At 22.3% G+C, this 24,212-nt stretch carries 17 protein-coding genes and 1 rRNA gene; 16 read left to right on the top strand and 2 right to left on the bottom strand.

Annotated elements, in window-relative coordinates:
* Positions 1 to 86: 86 nt before the first annotated feature.
* Complete coding sequence (locus EXC47_RS00935) at positions 87 to 4,970, bottom strand: hypothetical protein (protein ID WP_129646241.1); 4,884 nt, start codon at positions 4,968 to 4,970, stop codon at positions 87 to 89.
* Positions 4,971 to 5,333: 363 nt separating this feature from the next.
* Between EXC47_RS00935 and mraZ the strand changes: the two genes are divergently transcribed.
* The 12 genes from mraZ to rrf all read left to right on the top strand — a co-directional run bounded on the left by mraZ (position 5,334) and on the right by rrf (position 17,833).
* The gene (mraZ, locus tag EXC47_RS00940) at positions 5,334 to 5,762 is read left to right on the top strand and encodes a division/cell wall cluster transcriptional repressor MraZ (RefSeq protein WP_129646243.1); all 429 of its coding nucleotides are present in this window, start codon (positions 5,334 to 5,336) and stop codon (positions 5,760 to 5,762) included.
* A 3-nt stretch (positions 5,763 to 5,765) separates the two neighbouring features.
* A complete protein-coding gene (rsmH, locus tag EXC47_RS00945; RefSeq protein ID WP_129646246.1) occupies positions 5,766 to 6,668 on the top strand; it encodes a 16S rRNA (cytosine(1402)-N(4))-methyltransferase RsmH in 903 nt (300 codons plus the stop codon).
* 19 nt (positions 6,669 to 6,687) lie between these two features.
* The gene (locus EXC47_RS00950; protein WP_129646248.1) at positions 6,688 to 7,857 is read left to right on the top strand and encodes an MAG3720 family protein; all 1,170 of its coding nucleotides are present in this window, start codon (positions 6,688 to 6,690) and stop codon (positions 7,855 to 7,857) included.
* Between the two features lie 11 nt (positions 7,858 to 7,868).
* Complete coding sequence (locus EXC47_RS00955; protein ID WP_129646250.1) at positions 7,869 to 9,044, top strand: cell division protein FtsZ; 1,176 nt, start codon at positions 7,869 to 7,871, stop codon at positions 9,042 to 9,044.
* 132 nt (positions 9,045 to 9,176) lie between these two features.
* Positions 9,177 to 10,268, top strand: a complete 1,092-nt coding sequence (locus EXC47_RS00960) for an IS30 family transposase (protein WP_129646079.1) — start codon at positions 9,177 to 9,179, stop codon at positions 10,266 to 10,268.
* Positions 10,269 to 10,567: 299 nt separating this feature from the next.
* Positions 10,568 to 11,245 (top strand): 16S rRNA (uracil(1498)-N(3))-methyltransferase, encoded by a 678-nt coding sequence (locus EXC47_RS00965; protein ID WP_129646252.1) that lies wholly within the window; start codon positions 10,568 to 10,570, stop codon positions 11,243 to 11,245.
* Between the two features lie 10 nt (positions 11,246 to 11,255).
* The gene (locus EXC47_RS00970; protein WP_129646254.1) at positions 11,256 to 13,175 is read left to right on the top strand and encodes a M13-type metalloendopeptidase; all 1,920 of its coding nucleotides are present in this window, start codon (positions 11,256 to 11,258) and stop codon (positions 13,173 to 13,175) included.
* Between the two features lie 21 nt (positions 13,176 to 13,196).
* On the top strand, positions 13,197 to 13,679 hold the full coding sequence (gene ssb / locus EXC47_RS00975) for a single-stranded DNA-binding protein (protein WP_129646256.1): 483 nt from the start codon (positions 13,197 to 13,199) through the stop codon (positions 13,677 to 13,679).
* A 93-nt stretch (positions 13,680 to 13,772) separates the two neighbouring features.
* The gene (gene upp / locus EXC47_RS00980) at positions 13,773 to 14,399 is read left to right on the top strand and encodes a uracil phosphoribosyltransferase (protein WP_129646269.1); all 627 of its coding nucleotides are present in this window, start codon (positions 13,773 to 13,775) and stop codon (positions 14,397 to 14,399) included.
* Complete coding sequence (locus tag EXC47_RS00985; protein ID WP_129646271.1) at positions 14,335 to 15,096, top strand: MPN527 family putative ECF transporter permease subunit; 762 nt, start codon at positions 14,335 to 14,337, stop codon at positions 15,094 to 15,096. The genes upp and EXC47_RS00985 overlap by 65 nt, the downstream gene beginning before the upstream one ends.
* Positions 15,097 to 15,113: 17 nt before the next feature.
* Positions 15,114 to 17,441, top strand: a complete 2,328-nt coding sequence (locus tag EXC47_RS00990) for a class I tRNA ligase family protein (protein ID WP_129646274.1) — start codon at positions 15,114 to 15,116, stop codon at positions 17,439 to 17,441.
* Positions 17,442 to 17,727: 286 nt separating this feature from the next.
* Positions 17,728 to 17,833, top strand: a 5S ribosomal RNA gene (gene rrf, locus EXC47_RS00995).
* Positions 17,834 to 17,946: 113 nt separating this feature from the next.
* Here the strand turns inward: rrf and EXC47_RS01000 are convergent.
* Complete coding sequence (locus EXC47_RS01000) at positions 17,947 to 18,561, bottom strand: hypothetical protein (RefSeq protein ID WP_129646276.1); 615 nt, start codon at positions 18,559 to 18,561, stop codon at positions 17,947 to 17,949.
* 230 nt (positions 18,562 to 18,791) lie between these two features.
* On the opposite strand from EXC47_RS01000, the gene EXC47_RS01005 reads away from it, so the two are divergent.
* From EXC47_RS01005 to EXC47_RS01020, 4 genes are read left to right on the top strand one after another with little or no spacing between them, the layout of a single operon-like run.
* Complete coding sequence (locus EXC47_RS01005) at positions 18,792 to 19,691, top strand: hypothetical protein (protein WP_129646278.1); 900 nt, start codon at positions 18,792 to 18,794, stop codon at positions 19,689 to 19,691.
* Between the two features lie 44 nt (positions 19,692 to 19,735).
* Entirely contained in the window at positions 19,736 to 20,065 is a 330-nt protein-coding gene (locus tag EXC47_RS01010; RefSeq protein ID WP_129646280.1) for a hypothetical protein, read from the top strand.
* A 4-nt stretch (positions 20,066 to 20,069) separates the two neighbouring features.
* Positions 20,070 to 21,350, top strand: a complete 1,281-nt coding sequence (locus EXC47_RS01015; RefSeq protein WP_129646282.1) for an Mbov_0396 family ICE element transmembrane protein — start codon at positions 20,070 to 20,072, stop codon at positions 21,348 to 21,350.
* Positions 21,313 to 24,141: an Mbov_0397 family ICE element conjugal transfer ATPase gene (locus EXC47_RS01020; protein ID WP_129646284.1), complete on the top strand. Its 2,829-nt coding sequence runs from the start codon at positions 21,313 to 21,315 to the stop codon at positions 24,139 to 24,141. Before EXC47_RS01015 ends, EXC47_RS01020 begins: the two co-directional genes overlap by 38 nt.
* Positions 24,142 to 24,212: the final 71 nt, after the last annotated feature.

Below are 24,212 nucleotides of genomic sequence, written 5' to 3' on the forward strand. Positions count from 1 at the left end.
TTTATATAAAAAAAGCACCTTTTTATACTTTTTACATAAAAAGGTGCTTTTAAAAACAAAAATGTTGATTATTATACTTTTTAAAATTAATCAAAATAGTCTTTTTTTGTTTTAGAAAAATTACTAATATCATATTTATCAGGATATAAATAAGAAAATAATTTCATTCTTTCATAAAATGATCCAGGTGCCTGAGGTGTATCACCTCTTCCAAAAAATGAATATTTGTGACCATCAATTACAAATTTTCCAGAAGTTCCTGATTCTTTTGAACCCGCATTGCTTCCTTGAACATGAAAACCAACTATATTGCCAGAAGAATCATAAACAGTAGTTCCAGATGACCCGCTAGCCGTATCAATATATTCAGTACTATGTTCTATAAGAGGATTTATCGAAAAAGAACCAAGATAACTTACACGACTAATAGTTGTTGGTATATTTCCAAAAATATATTCTCTATATCTTTTTACATTTAAACTATCTTTATTATAAGACTTGCTGCTTGGATAAGTACCAAAGTATCAATTTAAATTAACAGATTCGTTTAAATTTAAAATTAATCTACTTGCTTCAAGCATAGGAAGATTTTCTCAATTTAAGAAAAATCTAACAACTGTTTTTTCATAATCATCTAATTGTCTATTATTGTAGGTTTGTTCATCTAAATTTTCTAAAGAAAAATTATTAAAGAAAAAACTCATATCTGCTATTGCTATTACAAAATCTGCTCTTCTTGGAAACTTGTTTGTTTCATCGTTATATATGTTTCCAAAGTTATCTCTAATATCTGCTGGTGAAGGATAATTACTATCAGTTCCAAAATCAGTTATAGCTTCCAATTTAATAGAAGCTTCTGGAAAAATAACTCTATTTTCAAAAAAACCTCTTTTATCAGGATTTTCAAGATTTTCAGGTTTATTTAATAATTTTGGAACAACAAAACGATTATTCTTGAAAAAAGTTATTTCATTACCATTTTCTGATATACCTCTAGTGTTTTCGTAATTTATTCTTCAAACATGTTGATTAGAAACAACATAATATCTATGATCATTTTTATCTTTTGGTTTTACTTTTCCAATAACACTTCATGTTCCTAAATTAAATGAAAAAGTTCGCTTTCTCATACTTTCGATTGTTGGATTTGAATCTTCTTTATATAATCTTCTAACTCCATCTGCTTTATTACTAATAGCATTTTTATTTAAAAATGTATCTCTATCTACACTTGAATTGTTCAAATATGTTTTATCTAAGTCAATAGACATATTATTATTCAAAGGTTTAGCTTTATAAGTAATATTTATATTTTTATTATTTAAGTCAACCCAATGTAAGTAAAATATTGTATTGCCTAAAAAAGCTGAATTTGACAATGAAAAATAATGATCAGGTTGAAAATCTAATAATTTAACATTATTTCTTCTTGAGTTTATTTTTATTTCCATTTTTTTATCTTCAGTTAGAACAACGGAAAATATAAATTTATCAGCAATTTCTTTTTCCAAAACTTCTAAAACTTTACGGTTACCTCTCGCTTGGAAAAATGTAAAAGGTAAATCATTAATTTTTTTATTTAATATTAGTTCCTTATATGGAATAGCAATATTTACAAAAGATTTTGAATTTTTGCTTTCAGTTTGAATTATTGAATTTAAATCTGAGAGTACTCTTTTTTTAGTATCTAATTCTAAACGAAGCACAAAAAATAAATCATCAATATATTCATCAAGATTTTTAAACTCTTCTAAATCTTTTACTAATATAGCCTCTGTTTTATTTTCATTGTATTTAAAAACAGTTTTATCCAATATTTCTCTTGGAGCTAAAATATTAAAGTTAACAATATTATTGTTTTCATCAACTAGTTCAAATCTTTTAATTTCTTTTATTTCAGAAAGATTCTTTTTATAATAATGAAATTTTTCAAATTCAACTAACGCATAGTGGTTTTGAACTGAATATGGTATTTTATTTTTTTTAGAATCTGATAATCAATAACCTATTAAATCATTAAATGTTAAATCTTTTCTTTGAGTAATTAATTCACTATTATTATTTGTTGTATTGTTTTCTTTTGCTTTTGATAATTTCTTATTTAATCTAACATTAGAATAATCAAACTTATAAACAAATTTTTTTATTATAGAATCATCAATATTAATGTTTGAATAGTATTCATCTAATATATAGGGTTCAACAATTTTAACTTTTTTTAATTCATATTCGATGTTTTCATAAAACCCGTTTAAACCAAATTTTCAAATTTTTTCAATAGGAACAATAACTTTATAGTCTTTTATAAAAGAAAATTGATATATTTCCATATTATTTGGATCTGATAAAATAGGTTCAAAAGTAAATTCAAATCATTTATTTTTTATTTTTTCATAATCTGTATTAGAAATATTTAAACTAGCTGATGCATAAAGTCTTTTCTCATTTTCATTTTTAATAAATTTTAATGAATTAATACTTATATTTTCTAAATCATTTTCTACAGTGAACTTATATTTAGAATTGAAAGAATAATCAGAAATAACTTCATCAAAATTCGAAGCAGTTATCATATATTTTGAAATATTTTTTGGCAATAAACTTAAATCAAAACTTGCTGTCTTTGAATTATTATCAACTTCAGCAACTATTTTTTTAGAATATGGTTGGTATAAATTTAAACTTTTAACTAAAAATTGAATATTTTTTAAATTATCATTTTTCGATGAATAACTTATTATTACTTTATTATTTTCAACCGTAATTAAATTAATATCATTTTCAACATTAGTTTCAGATGTTAAATCTTCTTCAGGTTTTGTTATTTTATTCACATTTTTTAAATCATAAAAGTCAGAACTGCTTTCAGATATTTTATAGCTCAAACCTAATACTTTTTTAATATCTTCCTTATTTATTAATTCACTTTCGATTCGTTTTGTAGTTGAATTAATTTTTTTAATTCAACTAAATTTGCTTAATTTAACATTAAATTCAGAATCAATATATTTCAAATAAATACTACTTGGAAAGTTTTGATTTTCAGTTTTAACGTCAAAACTTATAGAGTATTTGCTATTAGTTGCTGGAAATAATTCTCAATTATATGTGGGAATAATCATTACATCATCATAATTATTATTAAAACCATAATATTTATACGCTTTAATTGTTCCTTCAAAATTTAAAAGAACTTGTTCTTCGTCTAATAAACTTAATATTTTTATCTCTTCATTTTTAACTAAATTATCAACTTTAAATTCATAAATATTTTGTTTATTTCTATAAACTCTTATTTTTTCTTTTGTAATATTATTATTTAATTTTCTTTCAATATCCAAAATATATGAACTTTTAATATCACCATCTATATTTATAAAATAAGTTATTGTATTATTTTCTGTATTTATATCTATTAATTTAGATTTTTTAACAGGTGATCCACTATTATTTTTAATAAATTTTTCATTTATAATTGTTGTAGTTTCATTCTTGCTTAAAAAATTAAAATAGTTTTTAAAAAGAGGGTCTGATTTAATGTTTTCATCATTTATATCTGTAAAAATATTAAAATCGTTTTCAATAAAATTTGTAAAATTAGAACTTTCATTAATCCTATAATCATATGCATTTGTTTCAGGTTCTTCTAAGCTTAGATTATCAGTCCTAAATGTAAAAATCGGTAAATTATCTATTTTTTTATTGTTAATTTTTATATATTCTAAAATATATTCAGTATCATAATCTAAATTACTTAAATTAAATGTAAATGATTTATTTATTGGTTCTTTAGTAACAAATGAATTTATATTTTTAAATTTTATATCGATATCATACTGTTCGGAATTATTTGTGTTTTCAAAAAATAACTGAATTGACGCTGAATTATTATTTTTAGATAAAAGAGAGATAGATGACAATTCAATTTCTTTTTCTAGTTTATCAATATCATTATTTTCATTTAAATTTATATCAAAAGGATCAAAATCAATATTTTTTCCATTTATTTTAATAAATTCAAGACTTAAATTATTGCTTGATTTATTTAAAAATGATAATTCAAATAGCTCGGTATTTATTAAATTTTTAGTGAAAATAAAACTTGGAAAATCATAAAATTTTATTTCAATATTATATTTATCACTTTTTTTATTTTTTATATCAAAATCAAATCTTAAGTTAACAACATTATTATGTTGGCTTACTTTTTGAATATTTTTAATTTTTATAACTTCTTCTTTTTCTAATTCTTTAGTTACAAAAACTTTATTAATGCTTTTTTCTATTATTAATTCTTTATCTTCTAAAATAATCTTTGAAATTGTATATTCAGTATTATCTTTTAGTCCGTTTAAATTAAAAATTACTTTTTCATTTTGTATTTGAGTTGCATTAAAAACTAAACCATTTTTTAAATATAATTTAAGATTGCTCAAATCAAATTCATAATCATTCAAAATAAGAAATATTTCTGCTGTGTTATTAGTTATATTATTAAAATTAATATCATTAACAAATATATAATTTTCTTTCTTTTTATCACTATTTATTTCTTTTTTACTTTTTAAAGTTTTAAAAATCAAATTAGTAGATTTATTTTCCAATATTAAATTGTCATTTAAATAATTTATTTGTTCTAATTTATAAATACTATCAGAATTTAAGTCATCTAAATTAAAAATTAACTTATTGCCTATTATTTTAGATGAATTAATATGCATATGCTTATTATAAGTTTTATTAAAAATTCTTAAAGTATAGTTTTGATATTTATTATTTTCTTTTAAATATGAATCATCTAATTCAATAAATATAGAGGCTGATTCTTCATTTATATCTTTATAAATTATATTTTTAAAAGAACTTTCAAGAGAATTTTTGTAATTCGCACATGAAATTATTGAAAAAACAGGCAAAACTATTGTTGGCAAAATAAATAATTTTCTTAAAATTTTTTTATTATTTTTCATATTATCTCCACTCAAAAACTTATATAAAAATTATATATTTATTAAAATTATTTTTATAGCATAAATTAAAAATTTATATTAACGATTAATTTAGTAAATGTTTAAAATAAATAATTTTATAAACCTTATAAAATATAGTAAAAATTTAATGATAAATTATCTTTCTTATACAAAAATATATTGCTTATCATAAATGATAAGTTTTTTAATATTTTAGTAAAAAACAAAAAATTAATAATAACTATTACATATTTATTTTTCATATTTTTTTCATAAATTTTGTGATTATAAAAAAAATTATTATTTTTTATTAAAAATATTATGCATAAATGTATAATAGTGGTGAATAGTGGAGGAAAGTGGATGTTTGGGACTTTTAATAGAAGCCTTGATAACAAAAATAGAATTATAGTTCCTAGTAAGCTAAGAGATGCTCTGGGTTCTAAATTTTATATGACAATTGGTTTAGAAGGCGCAATAGAATTAAGAAGTGAAAAAACTTTTAATGATTTTATTTCAATACTAAATGCTCAGAGTAATTTTAGTATTGAAGCTAGAAAAATTAAAAGAGCTTGACTTGGTAATACTCAAGAAATAGAAGTAGATAGTCAAGGGCGTTTCTTAGTTCCTAAAACATACATTGAAAAAGCTGCTATTCAAAAAGATGTTGTATTGGTTGGTATAGGCGACTTAGTTGAACTTTGAAGTCTAGAAAAATATAACGAATATAACGAAAACTTGGATCAAGAAGAATTAAATAGTATTACAGCTAGATTTGCTGAAAAGGCATAAAATATGACAAATGAGCATATAAGTGTATTATTAAACGAATCAATCGATGCTTTAAAAATTAAAGAAGACGGTATTTATGTCGATTTAACATTAGGCATGGGTGGTCACAGTAGTGAAATTCTTAAAAAATTAAAAAACGGTTTATTAATTGGTTTTGACAAAGATCAATTTGCGATAGAAGAAAGTCGCAAGCGATTAAGTAAAATTAGTAATAAATTTGTATTAATTCATTCTGATTTTGAAAATATAACTGAAGAATTAAATAAATTAGGAATTACAACTGTAGATGGAATATTAGCTGATCTAGGAATTTCAAGTCCCCAAGTTGATAACTCTGAACGCGGATTTAGTTATAACAAAAATGCACGTTTAGATATGCGTATGGATGTTAGTCAAAGTCTTGATGCGCACTATATTGTGAATAATTATAGTGAATCAGATTTAGAGCGAATTTTTATTGATTACGCCGATGTAAAATTTGCTAAGCAAGTTGCGAAAGTTATTATCAATAATCGTCCTATTGATGAAACATTACAATTAGCCGATATAGTAAGAAGTGCTTATCCTGCAAAAGTGGTTAAATTAAAAAATCCTAATAAAGCAGTTTTTCAAGCATTAAGAATAGAAGTAAATCATGAATTTGACTCAATAAAAAATATGCTAAATAAAGCTATTAATTTATTAAATAAAGATGGTAAATTAGCAATTATTAGTTTTCACTCTTTAGAAGACAAAATAATAAAAAACTTTTTTGGAAATTTAACAAAAGATAAATTACCTTCAAAATTACCTATTAACGAAGTTAAAAACTTCAGTGTAAAAGTAATCAATCCATCTAAAAATGAAGAACTTATGAATAAAAGAGCGCGCAGTGCTAAATTGAGAGTTCTAACAAAAATAATTTAAAAAAGAAAGGAGAATAATTATGAAAAAATATCTTGCAAATATTTTTTTGAAAAATAACTCATTGAAAATACAAGTTTTTTCAGACAAAAGCATATACTCAATATTTTTTGAAGATGAGTTTAATTATTCTTCTTTTAACAATCAAAATATCAATCATTTTTTAAATAATACAATAAAAAAAATAAACAAAAATATTGGTTCTTTAAAAAGAAACAAAATTAGTTATAGTTTAGTAATTGACGATAACTATGCATTTAAAAATAACATTATCTTTAACAGAGTAGTTAATAATTTTGAACTCGAAAATCAAGTTGTTAACGAAAAAATAAAAAAAATAATTGATAATAACGAAAGCAACTATAAAAAAGACAAAAATGTAAAAATAGTTTCTTTCAATAATTATCTTTATACTTTAGAAGAAGATCTAGAAAATGTAAAAGAATATGCTGAATTCCCATTAAATAAAAAAGGAAATAAAATAAACGTTTATTCTTCTTTTTTATCAGTTTCTAGTGATTCAGAATTAGCTTCAATTTTAGAAATTATTGAAAAAAATATTCAAATAAAATTTATAAAATTAAGAAGTGAATTAATTAATATAAACGAAAATAACAATGAATACAAATGATTAATTCATACTGAAAATAATTTAGTAAGTTATGTATGTACATTTAATAACAAAATTATTGAATATAAATGCATTGAAATTAAAAAAGATTTAATTATCAAAAAAATAAACAAATTTATTGATATAAGCGAAGATGAATTTGATTTAAAAATTAATGCATTAATAAAAAATTATCATTTTATAAAAAAAATACCTAACCTAGAAAAAGAAAATGCAGTTATAAATGTTTTAAAAGCTGTTTTAAACATAATTCTTATTAAAAGTTCTGAAATAATAAATAACGAAAAAAATAATGCAAAAATTATTATATCTGGTCAATATAAAGAAATTTTTGCTAAAAAAATAAGTGAAGAACTAAAAAATCATCAAGTTTTTGTATCAAATAATATTGAATCCGAACTTATGAATTTAGAAGAATATATTTTTGAAATGCTTAAGCTATCTAACAATTTTGATAAAAAAGATGAAAATATTTACAATACCTTAAATAATATTAGCATCTATAATAAAAAAATTAAAATAGCTAAAAATCTTTACTCACCTAATATTAAAGCACTATAAAGGAGTATTAAATGGATAATACTGATTTTTATGAAATAAGCAAATTAAACATCAAAATAATAGGAGTAGGCGGTGCTGGTAACAACGCTATAAACCTATTAATAAATGATGAAGAGCAATTAGTTAAAAACGATAATTTGTTTGTAGCAAACACTGATGCTCAAGATTTAAATAAAAGTGCTTGTAATAACAAAATACTTTTAGGTGGAGCTGAATCTAGAGGATTTGGTGCAGGTGGAAACCCTGAAAAAGGTAAAGAGTTAGCTGAAAAATCAATCGATGAAATAAAAAAAACAATAAATAAAACTGATTTATTGATATTAGTCGGCGGTTTAGGTGGAGGAACAGGAACAGGTGCTTTGCCAGTTTTTGCTAAAGTTGCAAAAGAATTAGGAATTTTAACAGTAGCCTTTGTAACTACTCCATTTGAAAAATTTGAAGGTTCAAAAAAACGTATTATAGCTATAAATGGTTTAGATGAACTAAAAAAATATGTTGATAGTTATGTTGTTATAAGTAATCAAAAATTAAGTGAATATTATAAGGATATTCCTTTAAAACAAGCACTTTTAAAATCAAATGTAACTTTAAAAAACGCAATAAAAATGATAAATGATATTCTAAATAAAAACGGTACAATTAACATTGATTTTAATGATATTAGTGAAGTATTAAGAAATGGTCAAGAAACTATTATAGTTTCAACTAAAGCAACAGGTAAAGATAAAGTTAAAAATGCAGTTGATAAAGCTTTAAAAAATACATTATTTGAAAGTGAAATTAAAAACTGTAAAAAATTATTATTGAACTATCATTTAGATAGTAAGGGCACAATTTCTCAGATGGAAGAAGCTAGCAAATTGATCTATGAATACTTAAACATTGAAGATGATGACAAATTAAAAGTAATTCCTGGAGTTGTTCAAGAAGAAGAAAATGAAAATGGTGAAAAAAGTGATGATTTCTTCATTGTTAATGTTATAGCTTCTGGACTTAATGAAAATACTTATGTTGAAGAAGTAAAAAATAGTAATGTAAAAGTAACAATTAATGAAAATCATAATGAGTTTAATTACGAATTCGACGATGATATTATTGAACAAACAAGCGAATACCATTCAAATGTTCCTGGTTTTATAAACGGGAACTTAAAAAATGAAATAGATAATGAAGATAGCGAATTTTAATTATAAAAAAGGTTGTAAAATCAGCCTTTGCCACATTGTAATTTACATCTTGACACCCTTTTTTATGCAAAAATTAAAAAAGGGTGTTTTTTTATATAAAAAAATCCCAAGAAAAACTTGAGATCACAGCAAATGAATTATATTAAAATTAATTATAAAATAAGAAGCATTATAGATATTAGTTTAAATGTTGAAAGAAAAACTATTTCAGAAATAGCAAAAATTTTAAATATTTCAAGACAATCTATTTCAAATGAAATAAAAATAAATTCTGATTATTGAGGTTATAACTCTGAATATGCAGAAGTAAAGCATAGAAATAGAGAAAAATGAAAAAATCATTTTAAATTTATAAATAAAATGAATTCATATAAACACTACTCTAAAGAGTTTAAAAACAAATATAACAAAAAAACTTTTAGCGTTGAACTAACACATTTATATATTAAAAATAATTTTAATTTTAAGATACCAAGCATTAAAACAGTTTATAACTGGATAAATTCAAATTTATGAGTAATAAAGCGAAAAAATATTTTGAGGAAACAATACACAAAAGGCGGAAAAAGGGATGGTGGACCTGCTTATAAAAGATTAGTTGGTGCTAGATGAGTCAGACCGTTTTGAACAAGACCAAAAGAAATAAACGAAAGAAGTACTTTTGGCCATTGGGAAATAGATTTAATTGTAGGAAAACAAAAAGCAGGGCATTCACACATTCTATCATTTGTCGAAAGATACAGCAGATATGGTATTTTGGTAAAAGTTGACAGTAAAAACCCTTGGTATATTGCTTTAATATTATTTGAACTAATAAAAATATACAATTTAAATGTTAAGTCAATAACATCTGATAATGGATTTGAATTTAATTCACTTTTTATAATTGGATATAAGTTAAAAATTTTTATTTATAAGGCAGATCCTTATGCTTCTCAGCAAAGAGGAACAAACGAAAATTTTAATGGATATGTTAGACGTTTTTTTAAGAAAAAAACTGATTTTAATTTAATTTCTAATAATGAAATTTTAAAAGTTCAACGAGAAATAAACAATATTCCAAGAAAAATACATGGTTACTTAAGTGCTTCTGAAATGTATGCACTTTGTGAAATAAAAGAGCCTGGTCTAAATATACCATTAAACGAAAAACTTTACAGTTGACAAAATAAAAAACGAGAAAGTAACGGTTCAAGAAATAAATTCTGGAAAACTAAAAAATAGAAAGGAAAATGTCTTAAGTTTTTCTTTTTTTATTTCTACTTTTTTAAAAAAAGTAGCAAAAATAAATAATAATAAACTGCGTTGCTGTACTTTTTCAACCACTAAAAATAGGTGTGGTGAACCACTGCTTGTATTTTTGATTACCCGATAGTAATATTTGAAAATAATATATAAAAATGGTAACCAAATTATATTGGTTACCATGTAAAGATGTAAATTACAATTTAGCAAAGGTTGTAAAATCAGCCTTTTTTTATATTTTTAAAATATAATTTAAATGTTAATAATTAAGGAAAGACATGCATAGATTTTTTGTAAAAGAAAAAAAAGATAATTATTTCATTTTAGATGAAAGTATTTTAAAACATATAAAAATAGCACGATTAGAAAATGATTTTTTTTATTGTAATTATGAAAGTGAATTTTATAAATGTAAGCTAGAAAATAAAAAAGCTTTAATAATTGAAAAAGAAAATATAAATCATGAATTTAATAATGAAGTTATTCTCGCTGCACCTATAATAAAAATAAAAAGGTATGAGTGGATTCTTCAAAAAGCAACAGAACTTGGTGTTACAAAAATTATTCCGCTTAATTCTAAATATGTTGATCAATCATTAATAAAGTATGATATAAAAAACAAAGATTCAAGATTTAAGGAAATAATTAAAAACGCAGCAGAACAAAGTTTTAGAAATATAATTCCTGAATATACAGATGTAAAAGACTTTAAAAACGTAATCCTTGAAAATAAAAATAAAAAAATTTATGTGGCTTATGAATTAAAAAATAATGAAAAAGCAGTTAATAATTTAGAAACTAATTCCTTAATTATAGTAGGACCAGAAGGTGGTTTTACACAAGAAGAAATTGATTTTGCAATAGAAAATAATTGTGAAATAGTTTCATTGGGAAAAACTATATTAAGAGCAGAAACAGCTTGTTTATACATGCTCTCTAATATAAAAGAAAAATAAAGGAGATATTATGAGTGATAAAATTAGTATTAAAGATGATTTCTATCGTTATACAAACGATCAATGATTTAAAGAAAATAAAATACCATCAGATAAAGCGTCATATGGTGCTTTTACTGAAATAGCAGATAAAAATGAAAAGAAATTAATAAAAGAAACAAAAAACCTAATTGAAGAAATAAGCAAAAAAAGAAAAAACGAAGATGATATTATAACTAATTATGCAAAATTTGCAGATATGGTTTATAACTTTGATGAAAGAAATAAATTAGGAGTCGAACCTATTGTTCCTTTTCTAAAAAGAATACTTGAAATAAAAAATACTAAACAATTTGAAGAAAAATATGCATATTTTTCATTAAGAGGATATCCACTTCCATTTGATTTTAGTGTTATGTCGGATTTTAAAAATACTGATGATCAAATACTTTATTTAAGTCCAACTGATTTAATTCTTCCTGATAAATCTTATTATGAAGAAAATCATCCAAAAAAAGAAATTTTACTTAATGCCTTTAAAAATATGTCTAGAAAACTTTTAAAATTTTATTATGATGACGAAAATAAAAATGAAGAAATAATAAATAAGGCGCTTGCATTTGATTCATTATTAGTAGAATTTGTTCCTTCAAGTGTTGAAAATGCTGATTATGTAAAAATGTACAATATCTTTAAAATAGATGAATTAGAAAAACAAAGTAATAATTTTAATTTTAAACAAGCTATTGAATCTTTAATTAAAGAACCAGTAGATAAAATTAATATTACATACCCAAGATATTTTAAAAATATAGATAAGATTTTTAATGAAGAAAATTTAGAAAATATAAAAGCTTGAATGTTATTATTATCAATAATTAGATATTCTAAATATTTAGATGAAAACTCTAGATTAATTTCAACAGAATTTCAAAGAGCAATAAGCGGACAGGACAAGCCAACTAAAAAAGAAAAAGCAGCATTCTATTTGGCTTTTAATCAATTTGGAATACCTTTCGGAACTTATTTTGCAAAAAAATATTTTGGCGATAAGGCAAAAAAAGATGTTGAAGATATGATAAAAAATATGATTTCTGTTTATAAAGAAAATATTTTAAATAATGATTGATTAAGTAAAAAGACAAAAGAAAAAGCAATTATCAAGCTAGAAGCATTAGGTGTTTTTGTAGCATATCCTGAGATAATGCAACCTTATTTTGAAAACTTTAAAATAAAAACATACAAAGAAGATGAAAATGTTTTTTCAAACTTAATTAATATGAATATTATAAGAGCTAAATATGAATTAGGTAAATTTGGAAAAATAATAAATCGTGATTATTGATCAATGTCACCAATGGAAGTTAATGCATATTTTAACCCTTTTATGAACCATATTGTCTTTCCAGCAGCTATTTTGGATAAACCTTATTATTCTATAAAACAAACTAAAGCTGAAAATTATGGTGCAATAGGAGCTGTAATAGCTCATGAAATAAGTCATGCTTTTGATAATAACGGCGCTAACTTTGATGAAAAAGGAAATCTAAATTCTTGATGAACAAAGGATGACTTTAAGACATTTAATAAAAAAAGTGAAGAAATGATTAAATTATTTGATGGAGTACAATCACATTATGGTAAATGTAATGGAAAATTAACTGTATCAGAAAACATAGCTGATTCAGGCGGTTTAAAATGTGCACTTGATGCATTCTTAAAAACGGGAGAAACAAATGTTGAAGACTTCTTCAGCTCATGAGCTAGAGGATGAAGAAAATTAAGTAAACCTGAATATGCACAAATGCTATTAGCTGTTGACGTACATGCTCCCGCTGATTTAAGAGCAAATTTACAATTAGCTAATTTAGATTTATTCCAAGAAACATATGACCTTAAAAAAGGCGATGGCATGTTTTTACACAAAAATAAAAGAGTTAAAATTTGATAAAACTTTATTTAAAGGTAAATAATGAATTACAATAAAACATTTTTAATAGGAAGAATAGCAAGAGAAATAAATTTTTTTCAAAATTCAAGCGGTATAAGCACTGCTAGGTCAGTTATAGCTGTTAATAGAAATATAGCTAGTGATAGACAAATGACTGATTTTATTCCTATTGTAGCATTTGAAAAACAAGCTTTTTTATTAAAAAATTATGCATTCAAAGGCACGCTGTTGGCAATAGAAGGTTCAAATATTGTAAATTCAACAAAACAAAATGATAAAACTATTATTAACATGGAAGTTAAAGTAGATAATATAGAATTTTTAGAATCAAAAAATAAACAAAACCAAAAAAACAATAATATTGAAAATGACTATAAAAAAGAATTTTTAGAAAAAGAATTTGATAACAAAAATTCTATAAATGAGCCAACATTTTCAGGTTTAGATAAACCTGATAGCAATTATAAAAAAATATATAGTTTTCAATTTGACGAAGACGAATAAGGCTTTTTAGCCTTTTTTTATTTTTTTAAATAAAAAAAATATAATTTAAAGTATTATTAATATATATTAATAATAAAGTTTGTGAGGATAATTATGCTAAAAGTTATTGATCATCCGTTGATTAAAATTAAACTTACAAATATGAGAGATAAAAAAACAGATCACTCATATTTTAGAAAAAATCTTAATGAAATAGCTTCTTTAATGGTTTATGAAATATTAAGAGATTATGAAACAAAATTAAAAAAAATAACAACTCCTTTAAATATAGAATTTAACGGTTTTAATTATAATAAAGAAATTGTTTTTGTACCTATCTTAAGAGCTGGTTTAGGGATGGTAGAGGGTTTACTTGAACTAATTCCCGAAGCTAGAGTTGGACATATTGGAATGTATAGAGATGAAAAAACTCACTTACCAAGTGAATATTTTTATAAAATTCCAGCAGTTTCAAAAGATAGTCTAATTTTTGTTGTTGATCCTATGTTAGCAACAGGGAATAGCGCAATAGATAGTATAAAAAGACTTCAAAAAGACGGTTTTACTAATATAAATTTAGTATGCTTAGTTGGTTGTCCAGAAGGCGTTGAAAATGTGTTGACAACTTTTGGTGAAAAATTTAATATATTTTTAGCTAGTTTAGATGAGAAACTAGATGAAAATAAATATATACAGCCTGGTCTTGGCGATGCAGGGGATAGAATTTTTGGTACTAAATAAAAGAAAATCTAAAAATTTTGAATCAATTTATTACAACAAAAGAATAAGTGTTAAGATAGTTTATTCGGGATTTTTACTTTCTTTGGCTATAATTTTAAATTTATTTAGTCAAAGATTTTTAACATTTCCACTTGTTTCTTTTTTAAAGTTTGATTTAACAATAATTATTTTTATGATAGCTTTTATTAAATTAAACCTTAAATGAACAACTCTATTAATTTTTCTATTAGCCATAATAGCTCCAAGTTATAGTAATCAAGGATATGAAATTATTAGCCTATTCGGTCAATTTATACAATCTATAACTCATTTTATTTTTGTTTTATTTTTCGCTTTATATATTAATATTTTTAATAAAAAATGTTTTAAACTAGCTTATTTAATATTAATTAAATTCTTAACTATTTTTAGTACAACATTTTCATTAATAATTTTAAATATGTTTATATTTACACCTATATATTTAACGTTATTTAAAATAAACGGTAACGAGTTTGTTTATATAAACTATCTCAATAACTACGAAAACTGAAATAAAATAAAGGGATTATTTTTAGGGATTAATAACTACTTTTTAGCAGTTTTCGTTATATATTTGCTTTTTAACACAATTAATTTAACAATTAATTCCTTGCTAGTTTTTAGAATTATTCAAATAAATGCTAGAACTAACTTTATTAATAAAATTACAAATTAACAATTAAAGAGGTGTATATGTCAAAATACAATCCAATAGAAATTGAACAAAAATGACAAAAATATTGAGAAGAAAATGAATACTTTGAACCTTCTTCTGATTTTTCATTGCCTAAAAAATATATATTAAGTATGTTTCCTTATCCAAGTGGAAATATACACATGGGTCATGCTAGAAATTATACAATTGGAGATACATTAGCTAGATTTTATAGAAGAAAAGGTTTTAATGTTTTGCATCCTTTTGGTTGAGATGCTTTTGGTTTGCCTGCAGAAAACGCAGCAATAAAAAACAATATTCATCCAAAAGATTGAACCTATAAAAATATTGAAAGTATGAATGCAAATTTAAAAACATTAGGTTTAAGTTTTGCTTGAAATTATGAATTATATACTTGTGAAGAAGATTACACAAGATGAGAGCAATTAATTTTTATAAAAATGTGAGAAAAAGGACTTATTTATAGAAAAAAATCTCCATTGAATTGATGTGAAAAAGATCAAACGGTTTTAGCTAATGAACAAGTAATAAACGGTCTTTGTTGAAGATGCGATGAAAAAGTAGTTCAAAAAGATATGGATCAATATTATTTAAAAATAACCGAATATGCTAAAGAATTACAAAATGATTTAGAAACATTAAAAGATCATTGACCAGATAAAGTGTTAATGATGCAAAAAAACTGAATAAATTACCAAGAGGGCTATAAAGCAGAGTTTTTAGTAAAAGATTTTAATAATAAAATAGATATTTTTGTTGCAAATAAAAATGAACTAGAAAAAATTGATTTTATAGCTATTAACGCAAATCATATTTTAATTGATGAATTGATTTCAAACAAAATTTTAAATAAAATTGATATTGAACAAATTGAAAACATTAAAATGAATGCTAATATGAAAAACTTCGCAGATAAATTATCTTTTAAATTGCCTATAAAAATTTATTTAAAAGATAATAAAAATATTCTTTTTGATGTATATATTACAGATTTTGCTTCTTTAGGCAGCAAAAACAATAGCATTATTATAAACACAAACAAATTACAAAGTTATGAAAAATTTGCGGAATACAATAATATAGAGATAAACAATAAACAACTAGAGTTAAACTTAAATTCTTTAGAAAAAGATGAAAAAATAAATCTTCAAGATTGAGGTATTAGTAGACAAAGATATTGAGGTACACCAATACCAATGATTCATTGTGATAAATGTGGTATAGTTCCAGAAAAAGAAAACAGATTGCCTGTTTTATTACCAAGAAAAGTAGAATTTACGGGTAATGGTAATCCTTTAAATACAAATAAAGAATGAGCAGTTGTAAATTGCCCAAGTTGCAATAATAAAGCCAAAAGAGAGACAGACACATTTGATACATTTTTTGAATCAAGCTGATATTTTTTAAGATATACAACACCTCCTGAATTAAGAGATAAAGTTGTTTTAGATGAAAAATCAATAAAATATTGACAAAATGTTGATGAATATATAGGTGGAATCGAGCACGCTATTTTACATCTATTATATGCTCGTTTTTTCACAAAAGTAATGGCCGATTTAGGATATATCAATTTTAGAGAGCCTTTTAAAAATTTACTAACTCAAGGAATGGTTTTAAAAGATGGCTCAAAAATGTCTAAATCAAAAGGAAATGTTGTTACTCCAAGTGAAATAATTGAAAAATTTGGAGCCGATACAACAAGACTATTTATTTTATTTGCAGCACCGCCTACAAAGGAATTAGAATGATCAAACGAAGGTGTTGAAGGGGCTTATAGATTTATTAAAAGATACTATGAAAAAGCTCAATCTGTAAATTATGAACCATTCTCAGATATTAATTCTATTAAATTAACAAAAATAGAAAAAGAAGCAAGAATGAAACTATATCAAGCTTTAATAAAACAAGATTCTATTTACAATGATAGAAGAAACGAATACGCTTTTAATACATTAATTGCTTTAATGATGGAAATATTAAATATTTATGAAAAAATTAATAATAATAAACTTTTAAATGAATTTTATTATGTTTCTTTGAACATTTTAGAACCTTTTATTCCTCACCTTGCATGAGAATTAAGTGAAAAAATGTTTAATTTAGAAAATCTTAAAGATTTTAATATAGATAAAAAAGCTTTAGAAAATGACGAAGTTACCTATGGTATAACAATAAATGGAAAAGCAAGAGCACAAATTACAGTGCACATTGATAACAATAACAAAGAATTTGTATTAAATTTAGCTAAAGAAGAAGTTTCTAAATGATTAACAAATCAAGAAATAATAAAAGAAATTTTTGTTCCAAATAAACTAATTAATATAGTTGTAAAAGAAAAATAAATAATAATTAACAAGCATTTTATGTTTGTTTTTTTATATATAAAAATTAATAAGATAAAAAAATAAATTTTTATTTTTTAAAAATACCAAATAAAATTATTCTTTATGATTTTTGTTTATTCTGATAATTTTTTTATAATCTAAATGCGGGTTAATTTATAATAATTAATATTTAACTAATAATTACAACATATTTTAAACGTATTATTAAAGTCGGATGGTTATTAATTTTCAAAAAAAAAAAAAAAAAAATATTATTATTTTAAAAAATATAGTGTATTATATTAATAGTGGTCATAGCAAAGGGGAGCACCTGAATCCATTCCGAACTCAGTAGTTAAGCCCTTTTACGCCGAAGGTACCAGAGATGGGAGAATAGGAAGCCGCTTTTTTTATTTCTTTTTTTATTAAAAAAAGCAAAAAATTTATATTTTTAATTTTAATAAAAAACAAACACTTAAAAGTGTTTGCTATAAACTAGTATTTCTAGTTTATTTTTATTTAATTAATTTTTCAAATTCTTTAAAGCTTCTATTTTTTCTCTTTCTAAATCAAGTTTTTTAGCTTCTATTTCAAATTGTAAATCAGTACTATTTTTAGATTCACTCATTAATTCTTCAAGTTTTTCCTGAACTGTTTGTATATTTTTTACCCTAAACAAAGTTAGTTCTTTTTCTTTAGAATTATTTGAACCAGAAACAAACGTTAAATGTAAATTTGACCCATTAGAATGAATTTCATCAATTTGATCAATTCTCATTGAAAAATTAAATAAACTACTAAAACCAATAAATTTTTTACTTTTTGAATTTGTGTATATAGAACCTTTTATTTTTTTGTTAGTAATAACAACTTTCTGTTTTTTACTTTTTAAATATCATAGAATAAATAATATTCCAACTATAATTTCAAAAATAACAGCGGAAGACAGAAAAACAACATTAAAAATAGTCATACCTCCACTATTAAATAGATAATTTTTCATTCAGATTATTAACCCTATAGTCAAAAGTGAAATAATAAACGATAAAATTGCAATAACTAAATATCATGTTTTTGGAATAAACTCAATTCTAAGTATTTCTTTTTCTTCAGAAGAATCTTTTCTTATTTCATGCATTTTTTTAACCTTTCTAGACATTGTTGTCTAAATTCATTTTACAAAAAAAAAAAAAAAATAAGTACTTCATAAAATAATTTAAGATTTTTTACAAAAATACCTATAAAACAGATATTTTAATAAAAAATAAAGGAGGATTGAAAATAAAGTAGGTAGAAATACCTATTTTTTCTTTTTTGTTAAAGTTTTTTGAAAAAATAAAATGAAAATTTAAAAAAATGAGGGGTTTTATGCTGTATAAAATGTGGAATAAAGAAAAATTTTGTACAAATTTTTTCATTTTTTATAAAAAATATAAACATAAACCTACCCATTTTGATGCTCAAAAATTAAATTCTTTATTTCATAAAAATATTATTGAAAAAAATAAAAAATTACAATCAATGAAATTATCTAGTTTAATTGATGCAATAACAAATAATAAAGTTTATGTTTCTTCTACTGGAACAAAAACAAAGTTTTTAAATATTGATATTGATTATAATGGGAATGAAATTTTTAAAACATTATTGAAATATTACAATTTTGTTTTTGAAAAAACTGATTTAAATAACAAAAATAATCTTGAAATGAGTTTTTTAAAGTATTTTACTCCTACGTTTTTTTACGAAACAAATTCATCAAGTTTTACTTTAAAGAAGATGAGATTGGTTTATGCGTTAGATGAATCAATAGAAAAAGAATTAGCTGTTAAAATTGTTGAAAAAATGATTTTAATTATAAAAAACATATTTAATGCTGAAGTAGATAAAGCATCAAAAAATTTAAAACAACTGTTTTATGGAACAGTTAATAAAGTTTTCTCAAACAAAAATGTTCGTATTTACAATGCTAAAAAATTACTTGAAATTTTAGATTATTTTATTAATTTATATGAATTAGAAGAAAATAAAAAGACTAAAAGTATTTTTTCATATAAATACAATTTAACAGATTTTATTGAAGTAGATAATTATGAAGACGCTTTATGAATTTATATTGCGCTTTTTAAAATCAATATGGGGCATTTACTTATAGCTAAACAAAAATGATTGGATAAATTTAAAGATACTATGACTAGAAGACCTTATTTTAAGGTAAAAAGAAATTCAAAAGGCTATGAAATATTAAAAAATTCTAAATTAATTTAATGAAAGTAGGTTTTAATATGATTTTAAAAAAGGATAATAAATAAATGAGTACAAAAGTTTTGTATAACAACGATAATGGGTCAGGATTAGCAAAAGAAATTACTAATTCAGTAACTGGTGGTTTTCAAACTATAATTTCAGCAATAACAGTTCCAGCTATAATTATTTCAATTGCATTTTTAGTTTGATTAATTATAAATTTAGTTAGAAGATTCAATAAGCTTTCAAAAGTAAAAGCAGATGAATACAAAATGGAAGTTAAAAAGCTTTGATGATACTTAGCTGGTGTGATAGTCTTATTTTTATCAATAATCTTTTTAATTACAATGAATGCTACTAATTGAAGTATATTAAATACATCTGTGTCAGGATAATTAAATGCAATGACTTTTAGATAATGTTGGATATATTATTTATAGCGCTTTATGGTACATTTTAGTGTTTCTACCAGCGTGAATATTACACATAGTCTATTCAACATTAGAATTTATAGCCTTAAAATTACCAATATTTATACTTTTTGGTGGATATAAAATTGATTTTACAAGTACATTTTTTATTAGATTTTTTACCATAATGGCAATAAGTTTAATATTAGTTTTTGGAATTGTTATGTATCGGTTTTTTAAAGCTCAAAAAGATAAAGAAAATCAACTTTTATTTAAAGAATCTTTAAAAAGAGGATTTTTATCTGGCTTGATAATGATTGGAATACCAATTTTAATTTGATTAATGATGGTATTTTTTACAATTATTTATCAATTTATAAAATCTGTTTTATTAAATAGCCAAGATAATTCTATTACTTCATTTTTATTTCAAACATTAGAACCTAGCTGAGAAAATACTTCGCTAGGTCATCAGGATTGAATAGCTGTTAAAAATACTTATTTAGCTTTAAATTTTAAAGGATATCAAAATTTACGTTCAAGTTCTATTTTATTAATTTTAGAGCTATGTATATCATTTTTAGCAATATTATGAGTAATGCTTAATTTATTTTTAAGAATTGTAAAAATAGTGGCTTTCGAATTCATATATTTATTATGATTACCACCAGCAGTCGCACAAGGGACAAATGATGCTGGTGAAACACTTAAAAAATGATTTACAAAGTTTTTTGAATGTATTTTAAGTACTTTTATTATTTTAGTTGTTTTAATATTATTTTTATTTTTAATAGAAACTACCTTTAAACAAGTTCCTTTATTAATAACAGATATTATAGGCGATCCTAAATATGAAGTATTAAAAGATATTGTTTCAGCTATTTTATCGATTGGAATATTGATAGGAATGACTTTTGGGATTGAAAATATGGTAACAAGATTAATGTTCTTTTTTAATTTAGACCAGTTTGCACAAGGAACAAATATAAAACTTCGTAAAAAAGCAAATGCTTCTAATAATAACAATAAAAGAAGTTCTAAGTCGAATAATCAAAAAGGAATTCAAAATGATAAAAATGTTCTTAAAAAAGATAATTTATCAAAAACTATAGCAACAAAAAATCAAAAAATAAATAATAAAAATAATAATATTTCTTCAAATAAAACATCAAGTGTAATGAAGCCTTGATTTGTTAAACTGTTTGACGCATTGAAAGGATTAAAAAAAGATAATGTTACAAGCAAAACCACTAAAAAGAACAAGATTTAATATCTTTAAAAATATGGCTTGATATGATTTAGTAATTTTCTTTGCTTTACTCATATTAGACTTTATTATAGTTATTTTTGGTTTTCCACAACTTTCAACAATTTATAAAATAGTTATTCCTATTGGTTTTATTCCTTTTATAGCTTTATTATTTTTAAATGTAAAAAATACTCAATATAAGTATTATCAAATTCTTTGAATTTGACTTAAATTTTTAAGTAGTAAAAAGAAATTTAAAAATGAAGAAATAAATAATTTAATGGTTTTTAAAACAATAGATTCAGATGGTTTATTAAGAACAAATTTAACTAATAAAAACTCTAAATCTTTTGTAGCTAAATTATTTAAATTAAACGGAAATTCAATTTTTAAATATGATAATTTGTACCAACAAAATTTGTTAGAAACATTAGCTAATAATTTAGGTAATATTTCAAATTCAGTTAACATAATTAAAATTAATAATTTAAATGAATTTAAAGAAAATAGCTTTATTTTAGAAGAAAAAATAAATAAGTTTAAAGATGAAAATAGTAAAAATTACTTATTTTCTAAAAAAGAAGATTTAGAAAAATTTAAAAATCAAAAATATGAGGAATACTTTATTTTGATTTATGGAGATGATGAATTTAACTTAAATGAAAATATTAATAATGTTAAATATATTTTCGAAAGTGTAAATTTTTTATTAACTGAGCAAAATCAAGTTGAAACTGTTTTGTTTTTAAGCAATTTTTACGGTCTAGAATTAACTTATAATGAAATAGAATTAAAAATATTAAATTATGCTAATAAAATTGTTTCATTAAATAATTTATTAAATTTTAAAAATATTGAATTTGCTAAAAGTTACTTTAAAATAAATGAAAATTATTGTTCGTTACAAGCTATAAATGAATTTGATTATGAAGTTGATAATGGATGATTAAATACTATTTATAATAGTAATTCAAACGTAATAATAAATTTAAATAAAATAAATAATAATTTAGCTGAAAAACTTTTAGAAAATGCAAATAGAAAAATTGGAGCCTTAGCTAATGAAAAAACTTCTCATTTTTTAAGGGATCAGAAAAAACAATATGAATATGAAATTTTTGAAGATTTAACAAATAATATTGTGAAATATCAAAATAAACCATTATTAGATGTTTCTGTTTATTTATTTAATAAATCCTTAAATAAAGATGATTTAGTCAATTTAGAAAAAGAAAATATAGAAAATGCTAAAAAAGAAAAAATTTCTTTACATAAGTTTGATTTTGAACAATTTAAAACTTGAAATCAAATGCAACTAATACCAATGGATATGCTTAATACAACTATTCAAGCATTACCAGAATTAATAGCTTTTGGTTGACCTTGAAATTTAGAAATTTTAAATGATAATAATGATTTTATTTTAGCAACTCAACTTCAAGATAATTCACCAGTATTTTTTGATTTATTTTACAGAAATTTTTTCAGAAGAAATAGCAATGCTATTATTATTGGGACTTCCGGTGGTGGTAAAAGTACTTTAAGTAAAAAAATTTTATTAAATGAATTTTATAATGGTAGTCAAATTATGATTATTGACCCTCAGAATGAATACAATAAAATCTGTAATCAAGTTAAAGGCCAATTAATTGATTTAAAAGATGGCGATAAAACAATTATTAATCCATTACAAATCCAAATTAATGAATTTAATGAAGAAAATATAAGAATTTATAATGTTATTGATAATCATATAGAGTTTGTATCCAATTGATTTGAAACCTTGTTTCAAAATATTTCAAAAACAGAATTAATTGTAATAAAAGAAGCTTTAAAAAATTTATATATTAAATATAAATATTATGAGTTTAATACATTAGAAGAATTTAAAAATATTAAAAAATGACCTATTATAGATAATTTTATTTCAGAATTAGATAATTTAAAATTTAGAAATAATTTGGAAAAAAGTATTTATGAGATACCTATTGCTAAATTAATAAAAGAATTTAAATTTTTCTTTCAAGAACAAAAAAGTTATAAAAATATTTTTAATGCTCAATCAAATATTAATCTAAATAATAAATTTATAGTTTTTAATGTGAAAAAACTTTTATCACAACAAAATCAAAGTTCAGCGTTAGCACAAATTTATTTATTGTTAAAAATAATAAATACTAAAATTAGTATTAATTCAATTAACAAATCATACTATAAAACAGTACTTTTTATTGATGAAGCGCATTTTGCTTTAAAAGATAATACTCCTCAATTAAGAGAGTTTATTATAGATACAACTAAAACAATTCGTAAGTTTAACGGTTCATTAATTTTAGCTACTCAAAATGTTGTTGATATTTCACAAAATGCAAGCAAAATTTTAGGAAATATACAATATTCATTTTTCTTTAACTGTAAGCAAATAGATTTAAATTCAATTCAAAATTTATATGAAACAAGCCAATCATTAACAGAGCAAGAATTAAAATTTATATCATCTTCAAAAACTGGGGAATGTTTAATGTTCTTAACTGATAAACAACATTATCAAATTTCAATTAACTATAATGATTTTGAAAAAGATTTATTATTTGATGATTTTACAATATATCAAAAACACATTAAATCATTATTGTTTGAAATAAATCAGTTAATAAACAAAATAGATGATAATAGCATAAAAGAAAGTTTAAGTATTGCTTATAAAAAAGAAATAGAGATATATGAAAATAATTTGTCAACATATAAAACATATTTAACATATTTAAATTTTTTAACAGAGTTTAAAACAAATTTAATAGATTCATTTTAGATAGAGGTTATATGAATGAATTGCATTAAAAATTGAATAAATAATTTTAAAAGTTTGTTTTTAAATATTAA

The sequence above is a fragment of the Mycoplasmopsis maculosa genome, from assembly GCF_900660665.1.
GTDB lineage: Bacteria > Bacillota_I > Bacilli_A > Mycoplasmatales > Metamycoplasmataceae > Mycoplasmopsis > Mycoplasmopsis maculosa.